A 15291-nucleotide genomic window follows, 5' to 3' on the forward strand; every position below is an offset into this window, starting at 1 on the left:
ACAAGCAATTAGATCATGGGTAACCTAAAGCATCGAGTGAACGCGTTTTTTAAGGTATGGTACGACGTCAGATTCAAACCAAGGATTCTTCTTTAACCACAATGTATTGCGTGGAGATGGGTGAGGGAGCGGGATAAAGTCCGGTTCCCAATCTTGCCATTGCTGAACGGTTTGCGTGAGCGTCTTTGGTTTGTTGGTGAGATAGTACTGCTGCGAGTACTGACCAATTAGTAGAGTGAGCTCTATATTGGGCAGCTGCTCAAGAATCTTTTTATGCCAAGTGGGCGCACATTCTTTACGAGGCGGTAAATCACCAGAGTTCCCTTTGCCTGGATAACAGAATCCCATTGGGACAATGGCAATTTTATTTGGGTCGTAGAAAACGTCTTTGTCGATATCGAGCCATTGGCGTAATCGATCACCACTTGGGTCATTCCAAGGTATCGAGGTTTTGTGTACACGTGTGCCAGGGGCCTGACCGATGATTAGGATGCGTGCCCCTTTTGCTGCTTGCACGACAGGGTTTGCACCCAAAGGTAAGTTATCCGCGCAGATCTGGCAGGCCCTCACTTGCTGCAATAGCTCGTCTAACGACATTCTTAGTAACCCTTTTCGAAATCCACTTGATAATTTAATGAAAACCCATCGCGCCAGCGTAGATAGTTGTCAGCAAAAATCTCGATGACTTGCTCGGGAAAACTCAGCGCAGCAATGTGTGGAGTGATGGTGACTTGCGGTAGTTTCCAAAATGGATGCTCTACCGACAACGGTTCTTGATCAAACACATCTAAGAAGGCGTGTTCTACCCAACGGTTTTTCAGAGCGAAGAGCAACCCTGCCTCATCCAGTACGTCGCCACGACCTACGTTAAACAATAACGCCTGATTTAGTTGGCTGAGCGTTTGACGATTAAGTAACTGTCGCGTCTCAGGTGTACTTGGTAGAGTATTCACAACGATGTCGGCTTGCTCAAATGCCTTACTTAGTTCATTGATATGAAAGGTCTGATGAAACTCGCCGCCTGGAGTAGGGATACCTGTGCGGTTAATACCGATAGTTTTTATCCCCATTGCTTTAGCGGCGTTGCCCAGATAGTCCCCAATGCTACCGGTACCAAGAATTACCATGGTTTTACTTTTTAATGACGTGTACAGGTGAGGCTGCCATTGTTTGTTTTGTTGCTGCTGGTGGTATCGGGCAAAGTGGCGGTAATGGGCAATACTGTAACCCAAAACATATTCAGCAATCAGTGGACCAAAGATGCCTCGAACGTTAGTTAGAGTATAGTCCTGACGAAGGCTAGGGGATGTTAAGGCGTTGACACCAGCAAACGTGGATTGTACCCATTCAAGCTGTGAAAACTCGTCTAAGCTTTGTGATAGTAAGGGTGGATCCGCTAGTACGATCTGAGCGGCTTCTGGTTGGTCGGTGAGGCAAAGATCGGGCAGATTTTTCTCTGCCAGTAACGTTTTGTAGGTGTCGCGATGCTCTGAGAGCAGGAAAATCTGATTTGAATGCGGCATTAACTTTTTTCCCTGTGATGAATCAAGTACACTTTCGCTGTTTTTTTCTTCAATGATTGAGTGACTATGCTTAAGAATCCTCTTCAGGTTCGTTTAGAAAAACTAGAACCTTGGCAACAAATTACCTTTATGGCGTGTCTGTGTGAACGCATGTATCCAAACTATGCGATGTTTTGTGAGAATACAGAATTTGCTGACCCGCGTGCTTACCGAGCGATTCTTGATAGTGTATGGGAAATTTTGACAGTTAAGAACGCGAAAATTAACTTCGAACGCCAATTAGAGAAGTTAGAAGAATTGTTCCCAAGTGCGGATGAGTTCGATTTTTACGGCGTTTACCCAGCGATGGACGCGTGTCAGGGTTTGTCTACGTTACTGCATGGTCTATTGGATCGCGACTACCTTTTCGATTCAATGCTTAAAGTGAGCCAACAGTCGGTACAAACCGTTGCTGACCTAGAGCAAGCGCAAGGTGCAGAGCCAATCACCAACGACAACCAGAAAGAAAACGAAGCCGTATGTGAAGAGTGGGACGTCCAGTGGGCTATCTTCCGTCCGCTGCGTGAAGCGGTAGAACGTGACATCAGCTTGATTAAAGATTTGCGTGAAGAGCTACGTGAAGAAGGTGTGAGCAACATCGGTATTGCACTTTAATCGTTGAATAAATAGAAAAAGGCATCCTAACTGGATGCCTTTTTTGTTTGTGCGTTTAAGCTGTTATACCTAATGCTGATTACGATTCTTTCGAGTCGGGTTTCGGTGGCTCTTGAGCTTCTGGCTCTTTATCCTGCTTCTCCGGCTCATTATCTTCTTCATCGTCATCGCGGCTTTCGATTACGCCGTGCATTTCTTTCCAGCTTTCCCAGCGTTGGTAAGCCAGCTCCTGCATGTCAGTGCTTTTATCTGCTTCGTCGATGATCTCCTCGCCTACGAGGTGTTCAAAAATATCTTCCAACGTTACCAAACCTAGCACGGTACCGTATTCATCAACAACAAGTGCCAGCTGTAAGCGATGAGTCATCATCTGGTCGAATACTTTAGGTAAAGTGGTATTGTTTAGCACCACTTGAATTGGGCGCATGATTGCTCCCAACTGTTTCTGTCCACAACCTGATTGTTGTAGTTTGAACAACTCAAGGCGATGCACAAAACCAATGATGTTATCTTTCTGCTCGCTGTAAACCAATGGGCGTGAGAAAGGCGTATCTTTGTGTTTTTCTAGGAACTCATTGATGGTCATTGTGGCATCGACACGGAATACTACTGGTCGTGGCGTCATAACCTGCGTTACGGGTACATCTTGGATGCCAAGCAAGTTGCTTAAGATTTTTGATTCACCCTCGGCAAACTCACCGCTTTCACGTGCCAGAATCGCCATTGCAGACAGCTCATCACGCATCTTTGGAGCTTCGTGGTTACGAGCAAGACGCTTGGTGATTTGCTCTGAGAACCAAACAAAGGGTGTAAGCGCCCATACCATCCAACGCAATGCGACCGCGGCAGTGGGTGCCAACTGACGCCAGTAGGTCGCGCCAATCGTCTTCGGTACGATTTCTGAAAGCACTAAGATCGCCAATGTCAGCACTGCCGAAAAGATACCTAATGCTTCGCTACCAAATACAACCGCAGCCTGTGCACCAGCAGTGGCCGCGCCGATAGTGTGAGCGATGGTGTTTAAAGTCAGAATAGATGCCAGTGGTCGGTCGATATCTGATTTCAGCTTAGCCAATTGCCCAGCTGCGGGATGCCCCTGTTGATTGAGCTGCGCAATGTAGCTCGGACTGATACTCAGCAGTACCGCCTCCAGCACCGAACAGATAAACGAAATGCCGATTGCAATAGAGATATAAATGGATAACAGCAGCATAGTTGCCCTTGAATGTAGTTTGATAGTGGTTATTTGCAGCTATTATAACCGCAAAAGTGACTTATAAATTGGTCCAAATACCTTGGAAAGCAAGGGTTTTCAGGGGGTATGTGGTAACAAATTGTGAGTTATTACTCATATTATGGCTAAAAGTACGTCAGAAAATCGAAAGATCGCTTACAAACCTTTGCCAGATGGGGCATTTATGTTTTAGAGTGAGACGAATTCGATAACCTATGAGAAGGGAAACCTAATGAACAAGACCCAATTAATCGACTTTATCGCAGAGAAAGCAGACCTATCAAAAGCACAAGCAAAAGCTGCTCTTGAAGCGACTCTTGATGGTGTAACTGGCGCACTTAAAGAGGGTGACCAAGTTCAACTAATTGGTTTTGGTACATTCAAAGTAAACCACCGCGCTGCACGTACTGGTCGTAACCCTAAGACTGGTGACGAGATTCAAATCGCAGCAGCTAACGTACCAGCATTCGTAGCAGGTAAAGCGCTGAAAGAATCAGTAAACTAAGTTAGAATGCACCGAGGTATCCTGCCTCGGTGCAATTTCATGAAAAAACATCTACTCACTTCACTTCTCCTATCTAGCCTTACCCTTTTTGGCTGTTCATCGGTTGAAACGCCTAATTTAGAACAATTCACGCATTTTTCTGGTGGTAAAGTTGCGGGAGATGCTAGCAGCTTGTACTGGATGACAGAGAAACTCACTCGTGTGAGTACGGCGGCTGATTATGTGACTATGGGGGACAATGGTTGGTTCCAGAGTGATTATCGCTGGGATGAAGGTGAGTTGCGAGAGTTGATTCGAAAAGGCGAGCAAGTTGATACCAAACAAGAGTTGGTGCCTTTTCAAATCCACATCCGTTTCAATAAAGATGGCGAAGCGGTTTACCAACAATATCGTGTTAACCGTAAAGTCTTACCACTCCAGCATGACCAATTAGAGCGCTACAAAGCAGAAGCGAATGACGTAGTGGCATCGGTTAAGGCGCAGTCTCGTAACAATCAGAGCCTTATTCAAGGTTATTGGAATGGTCAATCGTTTGAAACCTGCAAAGGTAAGGTGTTCTCGACACTCGAGTTTAATCAGACGCTGCCAAAATTTATTATCGAGCGTCTCTCATCGGTAGACAGTTATGTGGCTTTTGTCGGCAAGCAGTCACGAAACAAAGCAATGGTCGATGAATTGTTGATGCTCAATGACGATGACTTTGATTGTGTTTCTCGGCCAACGTTGATCTCTGAATAAACATTGCTTCGAACTCTCTCGAACAAGAACAATAAAAAAGGCGCTGAGTGCGCCTTTTGTTTTTTAGCCAACTTATGTTGTTTTTATTTTTCTTGCTCACGTGCAATTGCACGGTAGCCGATGTCGTTGCGATGGAACATGCCATCCCAACGGATCTGTTTTGCAAGCTCGTAAGCACGCTGCTGCGCTTCTGATACGCTGTTGCCAAGTGCGGTTGCACAAAGAACACGACCACCGTTTGTCACGATGTCGCCATCTTTGTTATCTGTACCAGCATGGAAGACTTTTTCGCCTTCAATTTCAACTTGTGGCAGACCCGAAATAACGTCGCCTTTGTTGTACGCTGCTGGGTAACCACCGGCTGCTAGCACGATACCAATCGATGCTCGTGGATCCCACTTCGATTCCGCTTGATCCAGTTTCTCGTCGATTGCCGCTAGGCACAGATCAACAAGATCCGATTCCATGCGCATCATGATAGGTTGTGTCTCAGGATCACCGAAGCGGCAGTTGTACTCGATTACTTTCGGAGTGCCGTCTTTGTCGATCATCAGACCCGCGTATAGGAAACCAGTGTAAGGGTTACCTTCAGCAGCCATGCCGCGTACCGTTGGGTAAATCACTTCTTCCATGATGCGGTTGTGGATTTCTTGTGTCACCACTGGAGCAGGAGAATATGCACCCATGCCACCGGTGTTAGGACCAGTATCTTTGTCGCCTACGCGTTTGTGGTCTTGGCTGGTGGCCATTGGTAGAACGTTCTCACCATCCACCATCACGATGAAGCTTGCTTCTTCACCATCTAGGAATTCTTCGATAACGACACGACTACCAGCATCACCAAATGCGTTGCCTGCTAGCATGTCTTTGATTGCGTCTTCCGCTTCTTCTAGCGTCATTGCCACAATCACGCCTTTACCAGCAGCAAGGCCGTCGGCTTTCACCACGATCGGTGCACCTTGCTCACGCACGTAAGCAAGCGCTGGTTCAATTTCTGTGAAGTTTGCGTAGGCACCGGTTGGGATTTGGTGACGAGCAAGGAAGTCTTTAGTAAACGCTTTAGAGCCTTCAAGTTGCGCTGCGGCTTGGGTAGGACCAAAGATTGGTAAGCCCGCTTCGCGGAACGCATCAACCACACCAATAACCAATGGTGCTTCTGGGCCAACGATAGTCAGTTCAATCGCCTTCTCTTTGGCGAAAGCAACAAGGCCAGCGATGTCTTCTACATCGATGTTTACGTTCTCTAGTTTTGGCTCTAGTGCTGTACCTGCGTTGCCTGGTGCAACGAAGATAGTCTCAACATTTGGGTTTTGTGCCGCTTTCCAACCTAGCGCATGTTCACGACCGCCTGAACCAATGATTAAAACTCGCATATGAAAATCCTTAATCTTATAAATACCGTTTGCTCAAACTCAGATATTTCGCAAAGACCTGAGTATGGCCTCTCTAATTCAGTGGGACGAGGACAAGGCGACAAGTGAACTTATTCCTATGAGCATAGTATGCTATGTGATTAGGATAAGTGAACGCCGTCAACGCAGTTATCGTCCCACTGAAGACGAGAGGATTAGTGGCGGAAGTGACGCATACCGGTAAAGATCATCGCCATGCCGTGTTCGTCTGCTGCTGCAATAACTTCGTCATCACGCATAGAACCACCTGGTTGGATAACACACTTGATGCCCGCTTCTGCAGCCGCGTCGATACCGTCACGGAATGGGAAGAATGCATCTGATGCCATTACACAACCTTCAACCTGTAGACCTTCGTCTGCAGCTTTGATGCCTGCGATTTTCGCAGAGTAAACGCGGCTCATTTGGCCAGCACCTACACCGATAGTCATGTCGCTTTTCGAGTAAACGATCGCGTTAGATTTCACGTATTTCGCTACTTTCCAGCAAAACAGTGCATCTTTCAGCTCTTCTTCTGTTGGCTGGCGCTTAGAAACCACTTTTAGGTCGTCTAGGCTTACCATGCCTTGGTCACGGTCTTGAACCAGTAGACCGCCATTCACGCGTTTCACGTCAAAGCCAGTTGTCTTAGTTGTCCATTCGCCACACTCAAGTAGACGCACGTTCTTCTTCGCTGCAACCACTTCAATCGCTTCAGCAGAAACAGAAGGTGCGATGATCACTTCAACGAATTGACGCTCAACAATAGCGGTTGCTGTTGCTGCGTCTAGCTCTTGGTTGAATGCAATGATGCCGCCGAATGCAGATGTTGGGTCAGTTTGGTAAGCACGGTTGTACGCTTCTAGGATGTCTTTACCTAGAGCAACACCGCATGGGTTTGCGTGTTTTACGATTACACATGCTGGCTCGTTGAACTCTTTCACACACTCAAGCGCTGCGTCCGTGTCTGCGATGTTGTTGTAAGAAAGGGCTTTACCTTGGATTTGGCGAGCAGTAGAAACGGATGCTTCTTGTGGGTTTGCTTCAACGTAGAATGCGGCTGCTTGGTGGCTGTTCTCACCGTAGCGCATGTCTTGCTTCTTCTCGAACTGTTGGTTGAACGTACGAGGGAATTTGCTCTCTTCATCACCGTCTTTGTTCTCACCGTAAGATGGAACCATAGTGCCGAAGTAGTTTGCGATCATGCCGTCGTAAGATGCTGTGTGCTCGAATGCTGCGATAGCTAGGTCGAAACGAGTTTCGAGAGTGAGAGATTTGTCGTTTGCGTCCATCTCTGTAATTACGCGGCCGTAATCACCTGCATTAACAACGATAGTCACGTCTTTGTGGTTTTTCGCTGCAGAACGAACCATGGTTGGGCCGCCGATATCGATGTTTTCAACAGCGTCGGCTAGTGTACAGCCTTCTTTGGCAACGGTTTCTGCGAATGGGTATAGGTTTACGACAACCATATCGATAGGGTTGATGCCGTGCTTTTCCATCACGTCATCATCTTGGCCACGACGACCAAGCACACCACCGTGAACTTTTGGGTGAAGCGTTTTAACGCGGCCGTCCATCATTTCTGGGAAACCAGTGTAGTCAGAGACTTCAGTTACGGCGATGCCTTGTTCGGCAAGTAGGCGAGCTGTACCACCAGTAGATAGGATATCGACACCGCGCTCAGCAAGAGCTTGCGCAAACTCAACAATACCTGTTTTGTCTGATACGCTGATAAGCGCACGGCGAATAGGACGAGCGTTATTCATGCTTCCATTTTCCTCAAATTCACGGAGTTAAAGATGTTTGCCAAAAATGAACTTGTTTTTACCTCTTGGGGTAAAATATTGGCCAGTTTTGGTAAAGACCTTTGCAGGGTGTTTTCTGGTTAGAAAACAGTCTCCACATTTGATGGCGCGTATTCTAACCAATTTATTACAAAAAAGCTCGCGCAATCGTTTGGCATCTAAAAAATAATTGCAAAAAAGTCGTTCTTTAGCTTTAAAAGTAACGAGATAGTTAATAGGGAAAGTTATGTTTCAGATAGGTGAACTGGCAAAACGTTGTGGTGTGACTGCCGATACATTGCGTTTCTACGAGAAAAACGCGCTAATAAAACCCGCAGGGCGAAGTGAGTCAGGCTACCGCTTGTATGATGAAGAGAATCAAAAGCAGGTGCACTTTATCCTCAAAGGTAAAGATCTTGGCTTGAGTCTGGATGAAATTAAAGACTTGTTAGAAATTAAGTTAGAAGCGACAGAACACAGCTGTGCAGAGGTAAAAGCCATTACTTCTGCTAAGTTAGAGCTGATTGATGGAAAAATTAACGAGCTGACGAAAATTCGCCGAGCGTTAAAGAAGATTAATGATGCTTGTTGTGGTCATACAGACGATGACGCCACACATTGCTCTATCCTTGCAGCACTTGAGTAGTCTCATTCTTGAATCACTTAACTTAAGTTTGCATTTTTGGCGACTTGCTTTTCTAGGTACACGCTGCTTTCCCACCTATAATCTTGCCTTTAGTTACTTGTAGGAATCAACCATGGTCTGATTCCTACCGTAACGCTGTCTGTAGATACGAGAGTTTTCATACATGGTTGGAGTCTATTTTCAAATCAATGACTGGGTTTTGAGCGTTGATGAAAATAAGCTGTATCGACAAGATAGGGAAGTTACTGTTGAGCCACGCTTAATTAATCTTTTGCACTTCTTAGCGGAGCATGCGAATGAGGTGTTCAACCGCGAGGAATTGATTCAGTACGTTTGGGCTGGAGCGATTGTGACCGATCAAGTGGTGACTCAATCCATCTTTGAGTTGCGTAAGCTACTACGTGACGGTCGAGAGGAAAATACCAACTACGTTATCACGGTGCCCAAGCGTGGCTATAAGCTGGTAGCTAACGTGGTTGCTATGACGCATGAAGAGTTTGTCACAAGTCGGCAAAATGAAGAGATCCCACCTTCGGTTGAAGAATCGGAAGAGGATTGTCTACCTATAGCACCAGCCGTTACCTTTCCTGCCGGTCCTCTAACTCGCGCGGTCTGCGAGATGTCAAAAGAGAAAAAAGCCCCTCAGAGCAAAAACAAAATCAGTCCTTGGCGATTGGGAATTATGAACTTCATCTGGATCAGTATGTTGGTCGTAGTGATGGGCGTGTTTACCTACAAGCAATCGGAAGTGCGTATTACCCAAGCCATCGATACCCATCTGATTGAGTTCAAGTTTCAAGATAATTTTACGAGTGAAGGATTAAGCTACGATTTGGCAGACGGATTCGCCCAAAAGTTGATGTCCGACATTGCTCAAGTCAGTGATTACCGAGTCATGCTAAAGAAGGCGTCGTTTACTTCTGGCATTGTGCCTGGTAAATCGGTTGTGGTGAGAGTTCGTGAGAATGACGGTGGCAGCTTTTTAGAGGTGGAATATCGCAATAACTCATCTGAGAAAGTGTTGTTTAGTCGTCAATACGCGTTAACCAGTAGTCATTTAAAGCCAGTGCTTCAACAAGCGTCGTTGGATTTGATGCAAGTGCTGAAAGTGTCGGATGCCAAATTGAAATCTACGATGCTGGTGGCGGGAATGCCAATGAATCCCGACGCGTTGGAGTTGTTTGTTCAGGCTAACCATTACCTTAATGTCTCTGATACTAAACAATTCCGCCAAGGTATCGACTTGATGGAAAACATTTTAGAAATCGAGCCGGATAATGCTTACGTTCAAGCTGAGTTGTTGATTGCTTACCATGTACAAAAGGCACTTGATTTCTCACAGGAGTTGAAGAAAGGGCGAATGCAGCAGCTCAGTGAAGCACTAGAGACTAATGTGAAAATGATGGTGGGGCCAATTCAACCGCGAATTTATGAAGCTTTAGCACTGCACGAAACCATCATTGGTGACATGGCGTTAGCCAAGCGGCATCTCGGACAGGCATTGAGGTTACGTGATTCAGTGCTTTCCTATGTGATTCGCGGTAAGCACGCCGAATTGGATGGTGATCTGGATTTAGCCAGTGAGTCTTACAGTGAAGCTTTCTATATTGATACGTCGGTTGAGACGTACCTGCTGTGCGAAAACTTGGTCTTCCCAAGTAACATGAAGGCGATTGATTACGCCATGTATCGCGCCGTTCACCCTTCTGTCGTTCGAATGCTTTAATTCTCTCGGACTCAACGTCAGTCTAATGCTAGCCCCTCATTTCGGTGAGGGGCTTTTTTGTCGCTGTCGAAAAGTGAAAAGGGTGAGGCGGTGGGGCAATGACTTACGAAGGAGCTAACAACGCAAGCTTGCAACGGGAATACATACCCGCTTTGCTTCTCTATCTCTATCTCTATCTCTATCTCTATCTCTATCTCTATCTCTATCTCTATCTCTATCTCTATCTCTATCTCTATTGATTGTATGAAGTGTCTGGATGAGTTATGTGGCGAGAATGATTTTGGTGCCTTCTTACATGCGAGATGAATATTGACTTGGGTCAAGAAGCGCGATCAGGGAGAGATTTATGGAATCAACACTTCAGGGAATTAACCCTTCGGGATGGGGAAGTTGATAGAGGTTGATAACTTTTATCGCGATGACCAACGAGTTGATGAGAGTTTATCTATCGGTAGAAGGTTTGATGTTTTTCTTGTAACTGTATGAATAATATAGTTTTATGTTTTTGTGTTTATCATGTTTATCTCAACTTGATGTTGATGAACTAATCATTTTATTGATAACACCAAGTTTATTTTTTTCCCGATTTTTGGGCGTAGTCTTCACTTCGAAATTTAGCGAGGTCGAGAAGGTTCCTCCTCATAGCATCTCGCTAATAACCATTCAGTTTGAGTCATGTTGACTCGAGTAGAATAGATTTGGAGATGTTATGTCATCGAATGCGAAAAAAATCGGCCTTATTGCCTGTACGGGTGTCGTAGCCGGTAACATGATGGGTAGTGGTATTGCACTATTACCTTCTAGTCTTGCCTCTGTAGGCTCTGTTTCAATCTTCAGTTGGCTGATCTGTTTGGTCGGTGCACTGAGTCTGGCGTTCGTTTACGCTCGTCTGGCAACCAAAAACCCACAAGAAGGTGGTCCTATCGCTTATGCTGGCGAAGTGTCTCCGGTATTTGGTTTCCAAACGGGCGTTCTTTATTACCACGCGAACTGGATTGGTAACCTGGCTATTGCCATTACAGGTGTTTCTTACCTTTCAGTATTCTTCCCTGTGCTTAATAACCCAATTCCAGCAGGTATTGCGACGATTGCATCGGTATGGATCTTCACTTTCGTCAACCTACTTGGTGGTAGCTGGGTAAGCCGTCTATGTACGCTTGGTTTAGTTCTTATCCTTATCCCAGTTGTTGGTACAGCTGCATTTGGTTGGACGCACTTCGATACTGCGCTTTACAGCCAAAACTGGAACGTATCAGCAGGCACTGACAGCCACGCGGTAGTAACAGCGGTTCTTATCTGTCTATGGTCATTCGTAGGTGTGGAATCAGCAGCGGTATCGACGGGTATGGTAGAAAACCCTAAACGTACTGTACCACTAGCAACTATGTTAGGTACTGGTATCGCAGGTGTGATTTACATCCTATCAACTCAAATGATCAGCGGCATGTTCCCAGCGTCAGAAGTTGCGGCATCAGGTGCGCCATTTGCATTGGCAACCACTGAGCTATTCGGTAGCTGGACTGCACCATTCGTATCAGCATTCACAGCACTAGCATGTTTCACTTCGCTAGGTTCTTGGATGATGCTGGTGGGCGAGGCTGGTAAACGTGCAGCAAGCGATGGCAACTTCCCTAAAATCTACGGCGAAACTGACAAAAACGGTGTGCCTAAGAAAGGTCTAATCCTTGCGTCAATCAAGATGACTGCACTGATGGTTGTACTGATGTTCTTCAGCTCTAAAACAGCACACGCATCAGACCTGTTCAACCAGCTAACGACTGACGCAGTTCTACTAACAATGCTGCCTTACTTCTACTCAAGCATTAACTTGATTCGCTTCGAAGGTATGACAACACGCAACGGCTTCGTAATGCTGTTCTCTGGTGTGGCTTGTCTGTTCTGCTTCATCGCACTAGCAGGTGCAGAGGGCGGTACGCTAACAGCAACCTTCATCGTGTCTCTAGTTATCTTGATGTTCTACAGCAAAAAAGCAGGTCTTGCTCAGTACGTGAAAATGCACGCTGAAGACATGCCTGCCCAAGCAAGCAACTAATCCCCAAAACGCTGGCACTACGGTGCCAGCCCATAAAACCCAAATTCACGCGGCGCTCACCTTACTCATTGCCTGTAAATGGCAAAGAGCGCCCTCATTCGCCTTGGAGATGTCCAAATGAATATATTCGCTATCTTGAACCACATGGGTGTGTTCTTTAAAGAAGAGCCAGTTCGTCAACTTCACGCTGCTCTTGAGAAAGCGGGCTACGAAGTGGTTTACCCAGTAGATGATAAAGACTTGATCAAAATGATTGAGATGAACCCACGCATTTGCGGTGTGCTGTTCGACTGGGATAAATACTCACTAGAGCTATGTGAACGTATCAGCCAAATCAACGAAAAACTGCCTGTTCACGCATTTGCTAACGAACAGTCTACTCTAGACATTTCACTAACAGACCTACGTCTAAACGTGAGCTTCTTCGAGTACGCTTTAGGTATGGCTGACGACATCGCTATCAAAATCAACCAAGCGACTGAGGCATACAAAGATGCCATCATGCCTCCATTCACTAAAGCGCTATTCAAATACGTAGAAGAAGGTAAATACACCTTCTGTACTCCAGGTCACATGGGCGGTACTGCATTCCAGAAAAGCCCTGCTGGTAGCATCTTCTACGATTTTTACGGTCCAAACACATTCAAAGCGGACGTATCAATCTCAATGCCTGAGTTAGGTTCTCTACTAGACCACTCAGGTCCACATAAAGATGCAGAAGAATACATCGCACGCACATTCAATGCAGACAGCTCGTACATCGTAACTAACGGCACGTCTACATCGAACAAAATCGTTGGTATGTACTCTGCACCTGCGGGCAGCACAGTACTGATTGACCGTAACTGTCACAAATCTCTGACTCACCTAATGATGATGAGCGACGTGACACCAATCTACTTCCGCCCAACTCGTAACGCATACGGCATCCTTGGTGGTATTCCACAAAGCGAATTCAGCCGTGATGTCATTGCAGAGAAAGTGGCGAAGACACCAGGTGCAACAGCACCAACTTACGCAGTAGTGACTAACTCAACTTACGATGGCCTGTTGTACAACACACAATTCATCAAAGAGTCGCTAGATTGTAAACACATCCACTTCGACAGTGCTTGGGTGCCTTACACTAACTTCAACCCAATTTACGAAGGTAAATGTGGTATGAGTGGTGAAGCGATGCCAGGCAAAGTGTTCTACGAAACACAATCAACACATAAACTGTTGGCAGCGTTCTCACAAGCTTCAATGATTCACGTGAAAGGTGACTTTGATAAAGAGTCTTTCAACGAAGCATTCATGATGCACACTTCAACTTCACCTCAGTACGGCATTGTTGCTTCTACTGAAACTGCAGCGGCAATGATGCGCGGCAACACTGGTAAGAAGTTGATGCAAGACTCTATCGATCGCGCAATTCGCTTCCGTAAAGAGATCAAACGCCTAGAAGCAGAAAGCGACAGCTGGTTCTTCGATGTATGGCAACCAGAAAACATCGATACTACAGAATGTTGGAAACTAGATCCTAGCGACACATGGCACGGCTTCAAGAACATGGATGACAACCACATGTATCTTGATCCAATCAAAGTAACGCTACTGACTCCAGGGATGAATAAAGAAGGCGAACTAGAAGAATCAGGTATTCCTGCTTCGCTGGTGGCTAAATTCCTAGACGAGCGCGGCATCGTGGTTGAGAAAACAGGCCCATACAACTTGTTGTTCCTATTCTCAATCGGTATCGACAAATCAAAAGCAATGCAATTACTACGCGGTCTGACTGAATTTAAACGTGGCTACGACTTGAACCTAACCATCAAGAGCTTCCTTCCTTCGCTATATAACGAAGATCCAAGCTTCTATGAAGACATGCGCGTTCAAGAATTGGCACAAGCAATTCATGACCTAACTAAGAAATACAACCTACCAGAACTAATGTACAAAGCGTTCGATGTTCTTCCAGAAATGAAAGTAACACCACACGCAGCATGGCAAGAAGAGCTTCGCGGTAACGTAGAAGAAATCAAACTGGAAGAAATGGTTGGTCGCGTAAGTGCGAACATGATCCTTCCTTACCCTCCAGGTGTGCCACTAGTACTTCCTGGTGAAATGGTGACTCAAGAGTCTCGCCCAGTGCTGGACTTCCTAGAGATGCTTTGTGAGATCGGTGCGCATTACCCAGGTTTCGAAACCGATATCCACGGTCTGTACCAACAAAAAGATGGTAGCTACACCGTAAAAGTATTGAAGAACTAAGTTCCTCTCGAAGATGACGCCATTGGGAATGCAAGCATGCTCCACTCTTACGAGCTCAATGTGTCATCGAACAACCACGACATTTAGATATACCCCTAGCTAATCTGTCGTAAAAGAGAAGGGCAAGGATGCTCTGATCTTTTCTTCTATATAGAAGAAGCAATTTCCAAGACTTCACCTGAAGTACCCCAAGTAAAAAGCAAAGACCAAAGAGCAGTTCGTCATCGTTCTGCTCTTTTTTTATCTTTTATACAGCAGGACGAAGAGAAAAAGCGCGTTGAGCGAAGATCATTTGCTTCAATTGCATCAAATTTGAAGATCGTAATTCAGGTAGAAACGCCCTTTTTCTTGAGGAAAGATCCTTTTAAATGAGAGAAAATAGCCAAGATCGCTTGGTATATACACAAAGTGATTGCTATTTGTTCGGTTGAAAGTTTTTTTTCAAAAAACGCTTGTACTAATTTCTCAACTCCCTATACTGCGCATCCACCGACACGGAGTGAGACGAAAGTCACACAGCGAGTCGGAATTGAGAGAAAAGAAATTTGAAAAAAATGCTTGACTCTCTCACGGTGTGAAGTATGATACGCACCCCTAACGACGAGCAACTAAGTTGCTGAAAATGTTGGAAAAGCTCTTTAAAAATAAGAACCTATCAATCTGTGTGGGCACTCGTTGATGATAATCCAATTAGAAACTTCGGTTTCAAATTAGGTTTCAATGATACGAAGTGACCATTGAATCGAAAGATTCAGCACAGTCAATTCAAACATTACTTATG

The 15291-nt window shown here is 45.6% G+C and carries 12 protein-coding genes; 7 read left to right on the forward strand and 5 right to left on the reverse strand.

The genetic code is table 11. From position 1 onward, the window contains the following. Window positions 1-24 precede the first annotated feature (24 nt). Both R8O10_RS22710 and R8O10_RS22715 read right to left on the reverse strand, forming a co-directional pair. Complete coding sequence (locus R8O10_RS22710) at window positions 25-597, reverse strand: uracil-DNA glycosylase family protein (protein ID WP_005382518.1); 573 nt, start codon at window positions 595-597, stop codon at window positions 25-27. A 2-nt stretch (window positions 598-599) separates the two neighbouring features. After that, entirely contained in the window at window positions 600-1523 is a 924-nt protein-coding gene (locus R8O10_RS22715; protein ID WP_258470320.1) for a D-2-hydroxyacid dehydrogenase, read from the reverse strand. Between the two features lie 66 nt (window positions 1524-1589). On the opposite strand from R8O10_RS22715, the gene R8O10_RS22720 reads away from it, so the two are divergent. Then, on the forward strand, window positions 1590-2177 hold the full coding sequence (locus tag R8O10_RS22720; RefSeq protein ID WP_005382520.1) for a YjaG family protein: 588 nt from the start codon (window positions 1590-1592) through the stop codon (window positions 2175-2177). A gap of 79 nt (window positions 2178-2256) precedes the next feature. On the opposite strand, the gene R8O10_RS22725 is transcribed toward R8O10_RS22720, so the two are convergent. Further along, window positions 2257-3390 (reverse strand): hemolysin family protein, encoded by a 1134-nt coding sequence (locus R8O10_RS22725; protein ID WP_005382522.1) that lies wholly within the window; start codon window positions 3388-3390, stop codon window positions 2257-2259. A gap of 253 nt (window positions 3391-3643) precedes the next feature. Here R8O10_RS22725 and hupA point away from each other — a divergent pair, with 253 nt between their 5' ends. Then, the gene (gene hupA / locus R8O10_RS22730) at window positions 3644-3916 is read left to right on the forward strand and encodes a nucleoid-associated protein HU-alpha (RefSeq protein WP_005382524.1); all 273 of its coding nucleotides are present in this window, start codon (window positions 3644-3646) and stop codon (window positions 3914-3916) included. 39 nt (window positions 3917-3955) lie between these two features. Further along, window positions 3956-4654: a DUF1481 domain-containing protein gene (locus tag R8O10_RS22735; protein ID WP_025768990.1), complete on the forward strand. Its 699-nt coding sequence runs from the start codon at window positions 3956-3958 to the stop codon at window positions 4652-4654. A gap of 83 nt (window positions 4655-4737) precedes the next feature. On the opposite strand, the gene purD is transcribed toward R8O10_RS22735, so the two are convergent. Both purD and purH read right to left on the reverse strand, forming a co-directional pair. Next, a complete protein-coding gene (purD, locus tag R8O10_RS22740; RefSeq protein WP_054730264.1) occupies window positions 4738-6027 on the reverse strand; it encodes a phosphoribosylamine--glycine ligase in 1290 nt (429 codons plus the stop codon). Window positions 6028-6221: 194 nt separating this feature from the next. Then, window positions 6222-7814, reverse strand: a complete 1593-nt coding sequence (gene purH, locus R8O10_RS22745) for a bifunctional phosphoribosylaminoimidazolecarboxamide formyltransferase/IMP cyclohydrolase (protein ID WP_130545077.1) — start codon at window positions 7812-7814, stop codon at window positions 6222-6224. Between the two features lie 265 nt (window positions 7815-8079). On the opposite strand from purH, the gene zntR reads away from it, so the two are divergent. The 4 genes from zntR to R8O10_RS22765 all read left to right on the forward strand — a co-directional run bounded on the left by zntR (window position 8080) and on the right by R8O10_RS22765 (window position 14510). After that, the gene (gene zntR / locus R8O10_RS22750; RefSeq protein WP_005382529.1) at window positions 8080-8478 is read left to right on the forward strand and encodes a Zn(2+)-responsive transcriptional regulator; all 399 of its coding nucleotides are present in this window, start codon (window positions 8080-8082) and stop codon (window positions 8476-8478) included. Window positions 8479-8641: 163 nt separating this feature from the next. Next, window positions 8642-10204, forward strand: coding sequence for a lysine decarboxylation/transport transcriptional activator CadC (cadC, locus tag R8O10_RS22755; protein WP_017821793.1), 1563 nt, complete (start codon window positions 8642-8644; stop codon window positions 10202-10204). A gap of 709 nt (window positions 10205-10913) precedes the next feature. Continuing rightward, a complete protein-coding gene (gene cadB / locus R8O10_RS22760; RefSeq protein WP_017635552.1) occupies window positions 10914-12257 on the forward strand; it encodes a cadaverine/lysine antiporter in 1344 nt (447 codons plus the stop codon). Window positions 12258-12374: 117 nt separating this feature from the next. Continuing rightward, window positions 12375-14510, forward strand: a complete 2136-nt coding sequence (locus R8O10_RS22765; protein ID WP_318191749.1) for a lysine decarboxylase CadA — start codon at window positions 12375-12377, stop codon at window positions 14508-14510. Window positions 14511-15291: the final 781 nt, after the last annotated feature.

Origin of the sequence: Vibrio sp. 1727 (assembly GCF_033344415.1) — a bacterium.
GTDB lineage: Bacteria > Pseudomonadota > Gammaproteobacteria > Enterobacterales > Vibrionaceae > Vibrio > Vibrio alginolyticus.